The organism is Micromonospora sp. CA-244673 (assembly GCF_050948395.1).
Classification (GTDB): domain Bacteria; phylum Actinomycetota; class Actinomycetes; order Mycobacteriales; family Micromonosporaceae; genus Micromonospora.
In genome coordinates, this window is the sequence record NZ_CP192019.1 from 6,973,054 (window position 1) to 6,985,850 (window position 12,797).

Annotated in this window: 14 protein-coding genes, 1 tRNA gene and 1 pseudogene; 10 read left to right on the plus strand and 6 right to left on the minus strand. The window is 74.0% G+C overall.

The features are described 5' to 3' along the window. The first annotated feature begins 18 nt into the window (after positions 1 to 18). The 4 genes from ACQP12_RS32110 to ACQP12_RS32125 are packed head-to-tail and all read left to right on the plus strand — an operon-like array spanning position 19 to position 3,945. Positions 19 to 540 (plus strand): ArsR/SmtB family transcription factor, encoded by a 522-nt coding sequence (locus ACQP12_RS32110; protein WP_433283769.1) that lies wholly within the window; start codon positions 19 to 21, stop codon positions 538 to 540. Between the two features lie 53 nt (positions 541 to 593). After that, positions 594 to 1,208 carry a hypothetical protein gene (locus ACQP12_RS32115; RefSeq protein ID WP_433283771.1) on the plus strand — a complete coding sequence of 205 codons (615 nt, stop codon included), beginning with the start codon at positions 594 to 596 and terminating at the stop codon, positions 1,206 to 1,208. Positions 1,209 to 1,240: 32 nt separating this feature from the next. After that, positions 1,241 to 1,735, plus strand: coding sequence for a hypothetical protein (locus tag ACQP12_RS32120; RefSeq protein WP_357942012.1), 495 nt, complete (start codon positions 1,241 to 1,243; stop codon positions 1,733 to 1,735). A 59-nt stretch (positions 1,736 to 1,794) separates the two neighbouring features. Beyond that, positions 1,795 to 3,945 carry an NACHT domain-containing protein gene (locus tag ACQP12_RS32125; protein WP_433283773.1) on the plus strand — a complete coding sequence of 717 codons (2,151 nt, stop codon included), beginning with the start codon at positions 1,795 to 1,797 and terminating at the stop codon, positions 3,943 to 3,945. Here the strand turns inward: ACQP12_RS32125 and ACQP12_RS32130 are convergent. Then, positions 3,924 to 4,013 (minus strand) — tRNA-Ser (locus ACQP12_RS32130). The genes ACQP12_RS32125 and ACQP12_RS32130 overlap by 22 nt on opposite strands. A 75-nt stretch (positions 4,014 to 4,088) precedes the next feature. On the opposite strand from ACQP12_RS32130, the gene deoD reads away from it, so the two are divergent. From deoD to ACQP12_RS32145, 3 genes are all read left to right on the plus strand, one after another. Then, positions 4,089 to 4,796 carry a purine-nucleoside phosphorylase gene (deoD, locus tag ACQP12_RS32135; protein ID WP_357941931.1) on the plus strand — a complete coding sequence of 236 codons (708 nt, stop codon included), beginning with the start codon at positions 4,089 to 4,091 and terminating at the stop codon, positions 4,794 to 4,796. 112 nt (positions 4,797 to 4,908) lie between these two features. Continuing rightward, positions 4,909 to 5,547 carry a TetR/AcrR family transcriptional regulator gene (locus ACQP12_RS32140; protein WP_433283775.1) on the plus strand — a complete coding sequence of 213 codons (639 nt, stop codon included), beginning with the start codon at positions 4,909 to 4,911 and terminating at the stop codon, positions 5,545 to 5,547. After that, positions 5,544 to 5,996, plus strand: coding sequence for an acyl-CoA thioesterase (locus tag ACQP12_RS32145; RefSeq protein WP_433283777.1), 453 nt, complete (start codon positions 5,544 to 5,546; stop codon positions 5,994 to 5,996). The genes ACQP12_RS32140 and ACQP12_RS32145 overlap by 4 nt, the downstream gene beginning before the upstream one ends. 10 nt (positions 5,997 to 6,006) lie before the next feature. On the opposite strand, the gene ACQP12_RS32150 is transcribed toward ACQP12_RS32145, so the two are convergent. The 4 genes from ACQP12_RS32150 to ACQP12_RS32165 form a co-directional block, all read right to left on the minus strand. Further along, the gene (locus ACQP12_RS32150) at positions 6,007 to 6,456 is read right to left on the minus strand and encodes a nucleoside deaminase (RefSeq protein ID WP_192580001.1); all 450 of its coding nucleotides are present in this window, start codon (positions 6,454 to 6,456) and stop codon (positions 6,007 to 6,009) included. A gap of 178 nt (positions 6,457 to 6,634) precedes the next feature. After that, positions 6,635 to 7,162 carry a tRNA adenosine deaminase-associated protein gene (locus tag ACQP12_RS32155; protein ID WP_433283779.1) on the minus strand — a complete coding sequence of 176 codons (528 nt, stop codon included), beginning with the start codon at positions 7,160 to 7,162 and terminating at the stop codon, positions 6,635 to 6,637. Positions 7,163 to 7,281: 119 nt separating this feature from the next. Next, positions 7,282 to 7,455 carry a hypothetical protein gene (locus ACQP12_RS32160; RefSeq protein ID WP_167364313.1) on the minus strand — a complete coding sequence of 58 codons (174 nt, stop codon included), beginning with the start codon at positions 7,453 to 7,455 and terminating at the stop codon, positions 7,282 to 7,284. Between the two features lie 72 nt (positions 7,456 to 7,527). Next, positions 7,528 to 7,824, minus strand: a complete 297-nt coding sequence (locus ACQP12_RS32165) for a hypothetical protein (protein ID WP_433289552.1) — start codon at positions 7,822 to 7,824, stop codon at positions 7,528 to 7,530. A 209-nt stretch (positions 7,825 to 8,033) separates the two neighbouring features. On the opposite strand from ACQP12_RS32165, the gene ACQP12_RS32170 reads away from it, so the two are divergent. Further along, positions 8,034 to 8,786 carry a M23 family metallopeptidase gene (locus ACQP12_RS32170; RefSeq protein WP_433283782.1) on the plus strand — a complete coding sequence of 251 codons (753 nt, stop codon included), beginning with the start codon at positions 8,034 to 8,036 and terminating at the stop codon, positions 8,784 to 8,786. Between the two features lie 70 nt (positions 8,787 to 8,856). Beyond that, positions 8,857 to 9,927 carry a PHP domain-containing protein gene (locus ACQP12_RS32175; protein WP_433283784.1) on the plus strand — a complete coding sequence of 357 codons (1,071 nt, stop codon included), beginning with the start codon at positions 8,857 to 8,859 and terminating at the stop codon, positions 9,925 to 9,927. Here ACQP12_RS32175 and ACQP12_RS32180 read toward each other — a convergent pair. Then, a pseudogene (locus ACQP12_RS32180) lies at positions 9,810 to 10,963 on the minus strand (DMT family transporter); the annotation flags it as partial. The gene ACQP12_RS32175 and the pseudogene ACQP12_RS32180 overlap by 118 nt on opposite strands. A gap of 151 nt (positions 10,964 to 11,114) precedes the next feature. Here ACQP12_RS32180 and ACQP12_RS32185 point away from each other — a divergent pair. Beyond that, positions 11,115 to 12,785 carry a DUF885 domain-containing protein gene (locus ACQP12_RS32185; RefSeq protein WP_433283786.1) on the plus strand — a complete coding sequence of 557 codons (1,671 nt, stop codon included), beginning with the start codon at positions 11,115 to 11,117 and terminating at the stop codon, positions 12,783 to 12,785. The last annotated feature ends 12 nt before the right edge of the window (positions 12,786 to 12,797 follow it).

Below are 12,797 nucleotides of genomic sequence, written 5' to 3' on the forward strand. Positions count from 1 at the left end.
TGCGGTTCAATGGCGGCCGTGAGCACCACCGATCCACGCCTGCGCGCGCTGGCCCACCCGGTACGACTGCGCATGCTCTCGCTGCTGTGGAGCGCGCCGCTCTCCGCCGCCGCGCTGGCCCGGGAGCTGGCCATCTCGCACGCCCTGGCCAGCCAGCACCTGCGCCGGCTGGACGCGGCCGGCCTGGTCGAGCTGGCCGACGTGCGCGCCCGGCGCGGCGGCCGGGAACGCCGCTACCGCGCGGTGCGCGGCCCCTGGCTCACCGAGCAGCAGGAGGGGCAGCCGCTGCTCGCCGAGTCGCTGGCCCGCAACCTGCTCGACCGGGTGGCCGGTCGCGCCCCCGGGACGTCCGGCGTCACCACCGACGCCGAGCTGTGGGTGTCCCCCGACGCGTGGGCGGCGGCGCGCCGGCGGCTGCACGCGATCATGACCGAGCTGCACGACGCCGCCCAGCCGCCGCACGCTCCCGGTACGGTCCGGGTGGGCGCCACCCTCATGGCCTTCGAGATGACCGACCCGACGCCGGCCGCCGAGGACTGACCGACCGTCGTACACATGTTCCATCCACAGCCTGTGGACGCCGAGGGGATCGGATGAGTTACCAGCTCAGCGCGGTGGTCGCCGACGTCGAGCTGCTGCGCGAGCAGACCGCCGGGCTGGACCACGCGGTGCTCGCCGCGCTCCGCCAGGACTTCGCGCTGCTGCCGGTCACCCCGCAGCTGGTCGAGGAGCTGACCGGCCGGCTGCCCGACTTCGCCACCGGGGAGCCGTCGGCGGAGCACCCGTTCCAGCTCGTCCTGGCACCGGCTCTGGACGAGCTGCTGGCCCGCTGGTCCCGGCGGGGGCCGGTGGCCTACCTGGAGGCGGAGTTCGCCGGCGGGCTGGGCCACCAGGCCGCGGCGGTCTGGCTGGGCGGCGGGCCGAGCTGGGGGCCCTGCTTCGACGACCGGCTGGACCGCCCGCGCGCCGAGTGGCCGATCAACGCGGCGCTCGCCCGGCTGGGCGCCGAGCCGGGGCCGTGGATCGACCCGTTCGCCGAACTGGGCCTGCACCTGGAGCGCGACACGGCCGGCTGGCTGGCGCACGGGCGGCGCGGGCTGTCCGCCGACTACTGGGACGAGCTGGCGGAGGAATGGGAACTGCGCCAATCCGACCAGCACCAGCAACCCAAACGCCCCGGTCCCGTTGGGGACTGGGGGATTGCATGAAACTGCGACAATTCCGATTCATCGCCGCGCTGATGACGGCCGCCTCGATCGCCGGCAGCGGCGTCCGTCCACAGGGGCCGGACGTGCCGGCGCGGCCGGTCGGGGCCGCCGAGGTGGTCAGCCTCCACGGGCTGGGCAACGCCGAGTTCGGCGCCACCGAGGAGGACCTGACCCGCCGCGGCGTGCTGCGCACCGACGAGGACGCGTGCGGGCCGACGCTGGCCGGGCACGGCGCCGTCAGCCCGATCTTCGTCGACGACCGGCTCGTCCTGCTCTGGCTCGACGACCCGATGAGCACCCCGGAGGGGATCACGGTCGGCACCCCCGTCGACGCCGTGCACGCGGCGTACCCGGAGGTGGTCCCGCTCGACGCTCCACAGGAGATGCACCGGTTCGACGGGCTGCTCGCCCGCAGCGGCGACCGGGCGTACCTCTTCCTGCACGACGGCGCCACGGTCCGGAAGATCATCGCCGGGTACGCGGACTGGGCCCGCCGCCTCTTCGACGAGGGCTACGGCCCCTGCTGACCGGCCCGCCCACCGGACGCGGGTTGTGCGGCCCCCGGGTGGGACGGTAGAGACGACGCATGCGTCGGGTGGTCATGATCTGCCTGTCGGTGATCGTCGTGGCCCTGCTCGGCGTGGCCACGAACGTCGCCACCGGGGCGCTGCCCACGCGCTGGTCCCCGTACCTCTGGCTGGCCTGGCCGCTGGTGCTGCTGCTGGTGGCGGTCCTCGTGGCCATCGAGGTGCACCGCGGCCGGGAGCCGCGGCGGGCCGGGACCGCCGGCGCGGCGCGGGCCCGGAAGGTGCTGCTGGAGCGGGTCCGCCGCTACTGGGTGACCAGCGTCCTGGACCGGTCCCTGTACGAGGAGGCGCGGATCGAGCTGGGCATCGCCGCGACCGCCGACGACCGCCGGCACCCGTGGAGCCTGCGGGCCAGCCACCGGGACGGCTTCACCGGCTCGCTGGACGAGCGGACCTCGATGTCGGCCCTGTTCGACCAGCTCGACCAGGCGGTGGTCATCGTCGGCGCACCGGGCGCCGGCAAGACGACAACCCTGCTCGAACTCGCCCGGGACCTGCTCGACCGCGCCGACGGCGACCCGGACGCCCCGATCCCGGCCGTGTTCAACCTGTCCTCCTGGGCGACCCTCCGCCGGCCCCTCGACCGGTGGCTCGTCGAGCAGCTCACCGAGCGGTACGGCATCCCGGCGGAGCAGGCGGACGCGTGGGTGGCGGCCGGGGAGATCCTGCCGTTGCTGGACGGCCTCGACGAGGTCGGCGAGCAGCACCGCGACGAGTGCGCGGAGGCGATCGCCGCGTTCCACCACCGGCAGCCGCTCACCCCGATCGCCGTCTGCTGCCGCCAGGCGGAGTACGCCCGGCTCCGGTCGGAACTGCCCCTCTACGGCAGCGTCGCCATCCAGCCCCTGGACCGGTCCCAGATCGAGCGGTACCTCGACCGGCCGGGGCTGAGTGGGCTGCGGGACGGGCTCGACGCCGACCCCGAGCTGTGGCAGCTCGCCGACTCGCCGCTGATGCTCAGCATCATGGCCCTGGCGTACGCGGACCCGGGCGACGCCGGAGCCACCCCGGCCCGCGCCGGCTCCGGACGCGAACGGCTCTTCACCCGCTACGTCGACACCATGCTGCGGCGCCGGCCGCATCCCCGGTACCGCCCCGAGCGCACCGCGGGCCACCTCGCCACCCTCGCCCGGATGCTGCGCCTGCGCGACCAGACGGTCTTCGTGCTGGACATGATCGATGAGTCCTGGTCGGCCCGGCGTCCAGCCGCGCCGTGGACCTCGACGGCGCTCGCCCGGCTGCTCGGCTGCGCCGCCCTCGCCGCGGTGTTCGGCGCGGCGGGCTGGGCGCTGGGCTCGGTGGCCGGCGTGGTGGTCGCCGGCGGCCTGCTGGCGCTGGCCGTGCTCATGTACGCCGTCAAATACGACGGCCTTTTCGAGCTGACCTCGACCATCCGCGACCGCGACGACCGGCCCCCGGAGAGCTGGGTGGCCGCCTGGACCACGAGCGTCGCGGAGCTGGAACGGCTCATCCAGGTCTCGGCGCTCGTCGCCGGCGTGGCCGTCGGCGGGCTCACCGGCTGGTTCAGCCCCGGCGGGCCGAGCTGGACCGCCGGCCTCGGCTACGGCGCCGGGTTCTTCCTCGCCACGGTGGTCGCCCTGATCGGCCTCGACAGCGCCCAGGTGCGGCTCGGCTTCCGACCGCTGCCGCCCCGGACGGGCCGCCGCGAGCTGCCGAGCCCGCTGCTGCGGCAACGGTTGACCGTCATGGCGGCCGATCTCGTCACGCTCGGCGTGATTGTCGGCGTGCTCGGCTTCGTGCCGGTCGCGCTGGCCCGGGGCGCGGCCGAGGCGCTCCGCTTCGCGGTGCTGCTCGGTGGCGGCACCGCACTCCTGCTGTTCACCGTGGTCGCGTTCGCCCCGATGATCGAGCAGGCCCTGGTCCGGCGGCGACTCGCCCGGGAGGGTTTGGTGCCCTACCCGCTGCTGCCGTTCCTCGACCACGCGGCGCAGTGCCTCTTCCTGCGCCAGGTCGGCGACGGCTACATCTTCGTGCACCGGCAACTGCTCGACCACTTCGCCGAGCGCGCGGAGGGCGACGTGCCGCTGCTGCGGTCCGGCGCTACCGCGCGGGTCCGGAGGGGGCAGATACGGCGAAGCGCCCGGGACCTCCCGGGCGCTTCGACGGTTGGCGGTGGCGGCGGGATTTGAACCCGCGGAGGGCGTAAACCCTCACACGCTTTCGAGGCGTGCTCCTTAGGCCACTCGGACACGCCACCGCCGAGTAGGGTACAGGACCCCGGGTCTGGACGCCGAACCGGTATCCCCGTGCCCGGCCTGGCAGGATCCTTGCCATGAGTACGCACATCGGCGCTGAGCCGGGAGAGATCGCCGAGCGGGTCCTGATGCCGGGTGACCCGCTGCGGGCCAAGTGGATCGCGGAGACCTACCTCGAGGATGCCCGCTGCTACACGACGGTTCGCGGCATGCTGGGCTTCACCGGCCGCTGGAACGGCGTCGAGGTCTCCGTCCAGGGCTCCGGCATGGGCATGCCGTCCGCCTCCATCTACGCCCACGAGCTGATCAACGAGTACGGCGTGAAGACGCTGATCCGGGTCGGTTCCTGCGGCGCCCTGACCGAGGACCTCCAGCTGCGCGACGTGGTGGCGGCGATCGGCTCGTCCACCGACTCGAACATGAACCGGATGCGGTTCGACGGGTTGATCGACTACGCCCCCGTGGCCGACTTCGGGCTGCTGCGCACGGCGGTCGAGGTGGCCGAGCGGCGGGGCATCACCATGCGGGTCGGTCCGATCCTGGCGGCGGACGCCTTCTACACCGACCGGCCGGATCTCTACGACGCCCTCGCCGACTACGGCGTGCTCGCGGTGGAGATGGAGTCGGCGGCGCTCTACACCATCGCGGCCCGGTTCAAGGCCCGCGCGCTGACCGTCCTGACCGTCAGCGACCACATCAAGACCGGCGAGAAGACCACGTCGCAGGAGCGCGAGCAGACGTTCGGCCAGATGGTCGAGATCGCCCTCGACACCGCCGTCGCCTGACCCGACCCGATCCACGACCGCCCCGTCACCGTTCGGTGGCGGGGCGGTCGGCGTTACCGGGGTCACATCAATAAATACGACCGGTCGTTCTTATTTTCGTTACGCTGCCCGCATGACCTCCGACGGCCGCGTCGCCCGCGGCGACCGCACCCGCACCGCGGTGCTGGACACCGCCGTGTCGCTGGCCACCGAGGTCGGCCTGGACGGGCTCTCCCTCGCCCAGCTCGCCGAGCGGCTCGGGGTCAGCAAGTCCGGCCTCTTCGCGCACTGGCGCTCCAAGGAGGCGCTGCAACTCGCCACCGTCGACCGCGCCGTCACGCAGTGGGAGGAGCTGATCGTCGCCCCCGCCCTGCGCGCTCCCCGGGGCGTCCGCCGGCTGCGCGCGCTGCACGAGGCACGCATCGGGTTCTACGCCGCGCGGGTCCTCCCCGGCGGCTGCTTCTTCGCCAACACCGAGTTCGAGTACAACGCCCGCCCCGGCCCGGTCCGGGACCGGCTCGCCGAGGCGTTCAGCCGGTGGAGCACGTTCCTCGAACGCCTCGTCCGGGAGGCCGTCGAGCTCGGCGAACTCCCCGCCGACCTGGACGTGCCGCTGCTGGCGTACGAGATCGACGCGCTGGGGATCAGCGCGGCCATGCGGTCCCGGCTGCTCGACCCGGACGTCACCTACCGGCACGCCCGCCAGGGCCTGCTGAACCGGCTGCGGGCACTCTGCCCCGACCCGACCCTGCTACCGGAAGGCCCGTCATGAGCCAGACCACCGTCGAGTTCGGGCACGTCGAGCACGTCCCGGTGCACTTCGACGACCTCGACGCCATGGGCATCCTGCACAACGCCCGCTACGCGGTGCTGCTGGAGCGCGCCCTGACGCCGTACTGGGCCGAGCGCGGCGTCGCCTTCCGCGGCGACGTGCACGCCGCCCCCGACGTGTTCCACGCCGTCCGGGAGTTCACCATCACCTACCGCGCCCCGGTCACCGGGGTCGGCCCGGTGGCCGTGCACTTCTGGCTGGACCACTTCGGCACCAGCAGCGCCCGCTACGCCTTCGAGTTCCGCTCGATCGACGGCACGGTCCTGCACGCCGACGGCACCCGGTCAATCGTCCGGCTGGACCCCGCCACCCTGCGCCCGACCGCGTGGACCGAGGCGGCCCGGGCGGTGGCCGCGACGCTGCTGCGCCCGGCACCGGCCCCGGTCTGAGCGGAGACGGTCAGCGGAAGAACGCGCGCAGCAGGGCGGCGCTCTCCGCCTCCCGCACCCCGCCGTACACCTCGGGGCGGTGCGTGAGGCGGCGGTCGCGCAGCACGTCCCAGAGCGAGCCGACGGCGCCCGTCTTCGGCTCCCACGCGCCGAAGACCACCGTCGAGATCCGGGCCAGCGCGATCGCGCCCGCGCACATCGTGCACGGCTCCAGGGACACCACCAGGGTGCACCCCTCCAGCCGCCAGCGGCCCAGCCGTTCGGCGGCCCGGCGCAGCGCCAGCACCTCGGCGTGCGCCGTGGGGTCGCCGGTCAGCTCCCGCTCGTTGCGGCCGATCGCCAGCTCGGCGCCGTCCGGGCCGTAGACCACGGCGCCGACCGGGACGTCCTCGACCGCGTCCTCGCCGTCCCCGGGGACCCCGTCCGGACCGGTCACCGCGACCTCCAGGGCCCGGCGCATCCACAGCTCGTGCCGCTGCCGGCGGCCCACGCCGCCCGGGTCGGCCAGGCCCTCGTCCGCGCCGGGTCCGACCCGTGCCGGGCGGCCGGGGGTGGGCTGCCCCGGGCGTACGGTCTCCAGGGCCGGGTCGGTGGCGTCGGCCGGCTCCGCCCCGCCGGTCCACTGCGGGCCGGGCGGCTCAGACCTCACGCAGCTCCTCGACCTCGTCGGCGCAACCGAGCACCTGGCAGATCTCGGCGGTGACGTCGGCCGGCATCATCCCCTCGTGCCCGCACAGCGCGAGCAGCTTCGGCGCGGGGATGCCCAGGTCGGCGAGGAGGTCCGCGTCGCCCACGGGGTCGGCCTCCGGGTCCACGGCCGGCTGCTCGCTCTCCTCGTCGCCACCGGTGGCCGGCCGCGGCTCGTCGGCGTCCTCCAACCCGGTGACCGAGGTCTTCAGGTCCCCGACCAGCAGCGCGCCCAGCCGGGACTCCTCCGCGTACGCCGAGTCGGAGCCGAAGACCCGCAGGTCCTCCCCCTCGTCCAGGCGCAGGATCACCAGGTACGTGTCGTCGGCCTCGACGAACAGCAGGGAGAGGTCGGCGTCCGGCTCGACGTCGCGCAGCCGGTCGGCCACCTCCTCGATGTCGGTGACCCCCCGCAGGTTCACCTCGTCGGCGGTCCAGGCGCCCTCGACGCGCGCCACGGCAGCAGCGAAGTACGACACGGTCCCCCCAAATTGGCCTCGGCAGCACGCCGACTCGTCACGCGATGCACGTTAACCGGTCGGGTCGGCAGGCGACCGGTCAACGCCCCGAAGGGCCGGTCGAACCTGGAGAAAGTCGGTCAGCCGGCGATGCGCCGGCGGGTCGCGATGAGTTCGCGGAGGCGCTCGGAGCGGGCCCGCTGCTGCGGCCGTTCGCGCTGCCGGACCGTGCGGGCACCGGCCAACTCGGCGAGGAGTTGCAGGCGGCGGCGGCTCCGTTCCGGGTCGAGCCGCGGCGGGGTGATCCAGGCCATACGGCGAGCGTGGACCGTCACCGCGCGTACGTCAAGACGGTCTTCGCTACGCAGCGAAACCGGCACTCACCGTCACCAGAGCGGCCAGTCGCCACTCTGCGCCCAGCGCACCGCGACGATCGCGGCGGCGATGCTCCAGCCACCCGCCGTGACGATCGCGACCCCCGTGGCCACCCCCCGGTCGCCGTGGCGGACCAGCACCGCGGCGGCCAGCCAGGCCAGCCCGCCGGCGAGCAGCGTCCACCAGGCGTAGCCGGGTACGTCCCGCCCGAGCAGGCCGAACAGCAGCAACCAGACGAACGCGGTCGCCGCGCCGGTCGCGACACCGGCGCCGGTCACCGGGTGCGGCTCGCGGTAACTCGGCCGCATCGGCGCACCGGACGGGAAGAGCCCCGACGGCGTCCGCGGCAGCGGGCGCACCGGACCCGCGCCGGGCTCACCGGCCACGTCGTGCCACCCGTTCGTCACCGCTGCCCCCTTCACGGACCGTAGACGTACCGAGGTCACGCAGAGCGACGGACCCGGACCGAGCCGTCGCAGCGTTCGTCCCTACGGTAGTGGTCTGCCAGGATGACCGGATGCGCTCGTCATCGATCGGACGCCGCGCGCGCCCGGCGTACCCGGTCCTGCTGCTCGTGGCGGCGCTGGCCGCCGGCTGCGCCACGGACGCCGGCCCCACCGCGGCGCCGGGCAACTCGTGGCAGAGCCCGAGCGCGCCGGCCACGGGGTCCCAGCCGACCGGTCCCGCCACGTCGGCCGCCCCGCCCACGCCGTCCCCGTCACCGAGCCGCGCCGCGTCGCGGCACGTCTTCCCGGTCCGCGCCGGCAACGTCGACTACCACCCGACCCACTCCGCGTACCCGGGGACGGACATCTTCGCCGACTGCGGCGAGCCGGTGGTGGCGGTCACCGACGGCGTGATCCTGGAGGTGAGCCGGGTGGACCGGTTCAGCAAGCGGGGGCCGCTCGGGCCGAACAACGGCGGACTGTCGGTGTCGCTGCTCGGCGACGACGGGGTCCGCTACTACGGCTCGCACCTGAGCGCGATCGCCACCGGCGTCGACGCCGGCGTCCGCGTCCGGGCCGGCCAGCAACTCGGGAAGGTGGGCCACACCGGCAACGCCAACAACGTCTGCCACCTGCACTTCGGGCTGTCCCCGAAGTGCACGGGCCACGACGACTGGTGGATCCGGCGGGGTGTCGTCTGGCCGGCGAAGTACCTCGACTCGTGGCGCAAGCGGGGCAACCGGGCGCCGGCCGCCGAGGTGACCGCCTGGCAGCGCCGGCACGGCTGCCCGAAGGCGCCGAGCGGCTCCGCGGCCGCCGGCTGACCGGCGTCCACTCCCGACACCCCCGGGCGACACCGCGCGGCGGACGACGCGGGCGCGTAGGTTGCAGGGCATGACTGCCCGGGACCCCATCGCCGACCTGCGGCGGATCGCGTTCCTGCTGGAACGGGCGAACGAGGCCACCTACCGGGTCCGGGCGTTCCGGTCGGCGGCCAACGCGCTCGGCGCTCTGCCGGCCGGCGAGGTGGCCGAGCGGGCGCGCACCGGCAAGCTCACCGAGCTGTCCGGGGTCGGCGACGTCACGGCCCGCTGCGTGGCCGAGTCGCTGGCCGGCGAGGAGCCGGTCTACCTGCGCCGGCTGGTCGCCACCGAGGGCACCGACCTGGACGAGGCCGCCGCGAAGCTGCGGGACGCGCTGCGCGGGGACTGCCACACCCACTCGGACTGGTCCGACGGCGGCTCACCGATCGAGGAGATGGCCCTGGCGGCCGTCGAGCTGGGGCACGAGTACGTGGTGCTCACCGACCACTCGCCCCGGCTGAAGGTGGCCCGGGGGCTCACGGCGGACCGGCTGCGCAAGCAGCTCGACCACGTGGCCGCGGTGAACGAGGCGCTGCCGAAGGGCTTCCGCATCCTCACCGGCATCGAGGTGGACATCCTGGCCGACGGCTCGCTGGACCAGGACGAGAAGCTGCTTGCCCGGCTCGACGTGGTGGTCGGCTCGGTGCACAGCGGCCTCAGCGACGACCGGGCGAAGATGACCCGCCGGATGCTGGCCGCGATCGCCAACCCGCACCTGGACATCCTCGGGCACTGCACCGGGCGGATGGTCTCCTCCCGGCCGGCCGGGGTGACCGGCCCGGGCGACCGGGGGCACCGGGCGCGTACCCGCAAGGAGAGCGACTTCGACGCCGAGGCGGTCTTCGCGGCCTGCGCGGAGCACGACGTGGCCGTCGAGATCAACTCCCGGCCGGAGCGGCAGGACCCGCCGAAGCGGCTGATCCGCCGCGCCCTGGAGGCCGGCTGCCGGTTCGCCGTCAACACCGACGCGCACGCCCCCGGCCAGCTCGACTGGCAGCGCTTCGGCTGCGAACGCGCGGCGCTCTGCGGGGTGCCGGCGGACCGGGTGGTCAACACCTGGAAGGCCGACCGCCTGGTGAAGTGGACGGCCGGCCGCGGCTGAACGCCCCTCGCCGTGGTGGCGGCATCGGGGAGCCCCGGACCCCGCCAGCTCGCCGATCCGGCGCTCAGCGGCCCGCCGGCACCGCCGGACGGGTGGCCGCGGCGGGGGTCCGCGCGGGCCGGCGCCGGCCCAGCATGCCCTGCGCGACGGCCACGCCGAGCAGCACGACCAGGGCGCCCGCCGGCTGGTGCCAGTTCATCCGCTCGCCGAGCACCACCGCGCCGACCAGCACCGCGAACACCGGGATCAGGTACGTGACGGTGGACGCCGTGCTCGCTCCCGCCACGCGGATGTTGCGCAGGTTGATCACGAAGGCCAGCCCGGTGCCGAGCGCGCCGAGCGCCAGCACGGAGCCCACGACCTTCGCGGAGAGCCCGGTGGGCGCCGGCGGCGCGCCCGCCACCAGCGGCGCGACCACCGCGAGCTGCGCCGCCGCCACCAGCAGCTGCGCCGCCGACAGCGACAGCCCGGAGTACGAACTGCCCGCGATGAACTTCTTCTGGTACGGGATCGCCACCCCGTAGCAGGCCGCCGCACCGAGGCACATGAGCTGGCCGGTGAAGTGCGAGCCGCCCACGCCCTCCCAGACGCCGAGCACCACGAGCACACCGGCGAAGCCCAGCCCCAGCCCGACCGCGCGCCGCACGGTCAGCCGCTCGGTGCGGAACACCAGCACCGCCAGCGGCAGCACGATCAGCGGCGTGGTGGCGTTCCAGATCCCGGCGAGCATCGACTCGACCCGCTGCTCACCGAAGCCGAACAGGGTGAACGGCAGCGCGACGCCGAAGGCTGCCACCACCAGCAGGTGCGCCCAGACCCGGGGCTCGCGGGGCAGCCGATCGCGCAGCACGGCCAGCACCACCAGCAGCGTCACCGCACCGGTGGCCACCCGGTAGAGGGTGAGGTGCAGCGGGTGCAGCTCGGCCACTCCCACCTTGATGAAGAGGAAGCTGGAACCCCAGATCACGCCGAGTGCGACGAATCCGGGCAGCCAACTCCGCAGAGGTGCCCGGTCAGGAGTGATATCCGCTGTCACCCCTGACACTCTGCCGCAGGGGTACGACGAAGTCCCGCGAAATTCGGACGCCGTGTCGACCGCCACAGCCGCCCGACCACACCGGACTGCTCCCCTCGAACTCGGTGAACAGCGTCGACAACGGGGTGGTGCGGTCACGTAGGGTCGCCTGGTGGGACGAATCGATGACCTCGCCAACCGATACGTGGCCGACTGGGCTCCGCTGAGCCCGACCGGGGCCACCTACGTCGGCATCGCCGGCTACGACGACCAGCTCGACGACCTCTCCCCGGAGGGCTACACGGCCCGCGCCGACCTGACCCGGCGCACCCTGGCCGACCTCGACGTGACCGAGCCGGACACGGAGGCGGAGCGGACCGCCAAGGAGGCGATGCAGGAGCGCCTCGGCCTGGAGCTCGCGCGCTACGAGGCCGGCGAGACCGGCAGCGAGGTCAACGTGATCGCCAGCGGGCTGCACGACCTGCGGATGGTCTTCGACCTCATGCCGACGGAGGGCGACGACGCCAAGGCGAACGTGGCCGCCCGGCTCAACCGCTTCGCCGGCGCGCTGGAGGGCTACAAGCGCACGCTGCGCGAGGCCGCGGCGGCCGGCCAGGTCAGCTCGCAGGTGCAGCTGGTCGAGGTCGCCAAGCAGTGCGACATCTGGGTCGACCCGAACGGCGACAACTTCTTCCACGGCCTGGCCGAGCGGCTCGGCGCCGAGGGCGCGCTCGGTGCGGAGCTGCGCAAGGGCGCGGCCGCCGCGACGGCCGCCACCGCCGAGTTCGGGCAGTTCCTCCGCACCGAGTTGGCCCCGCGGGGCCGGCAGAAGCAGGCCGCCGGCCGCGAGCGCTACGAGCTGGCCTCGCAGTACTTCCTCGGCGCCCGGGTCGACCTCGACGAGACGTACGCCTGGGGTTTCGCCGAGCTGGCCCGCCTGGAGAGTGAGATGCGGACGGTCGCCGGGCGCATCGTGGGTCCGGGCGCCACGGTCGATGAGGCCGTGCGCGCGCTGGACGCGGACCCGGCCCGGACCATCCAGGGCAAGGAGGCGTTCCGGGACTGGATGCAGGCGCTCGCCGAGAAGGCGATGAGCGAGCTGCACGGCACCCACTTCGACATCCCGGAGCAGGTCCGCCGGATCGAGTGCTGCCTCGCCCCCACCAGCGACGGCGCCATCTACTACACCGGCCCGAGCGAGGACTTCTCGCGGCCCGGGCGGATGTGGTGGGCGGTGCCGCAGGGCATCACCGACTTCTCCACCTGGCGCGAGGTGACCACGGTCTACCACGAGGGTGTGCCGGGCCATCACCTCCAGGTCGCCCAGACCGCCGTCCGGGCCGACCTGCTCAACCGCTGGCAGCGGCTGCTCTGCTGGGTCTCCGGGCACGGTGAGGGTTGGGCGCTCTACTCCGAGCGGCTCATGGACGAGCTGGGCTACCTGGAGGACCCGGGCGACAAGCTCGGCATGCTCGACGGGCAGGCGTTCCGGGCCGCCCGGGTGATCGTCGACATCGGCATGCACCTGGAGCTGGAGATCCCCGCCGACAACCCGTTCGGCTTCCACCCGGGCGAGCGCTGGACGCCGGAGCTGGGCTGGGAGTTCATGCGCGCGCACTGCCGGGTGCCGGACGAGAACCTGCGCTTCGAGCTGAACCGCTACCTGGGCTGGCCGGGGCAGGCGCCCTCGTACAAGGTGGGCGAGCGGATCTGGTTGCAGGCCCGAGAGGAGGCGAAGGCCCGCAAGGGTGCCGACTTCGACCTCAAGGAGTTCCACCGCCAGGCACTCGACCTGGGCTCGCTGGGGCTCGACCCGCTGCGCCGGGCGCTGGCCCGGCTCTGAACGACGACGACG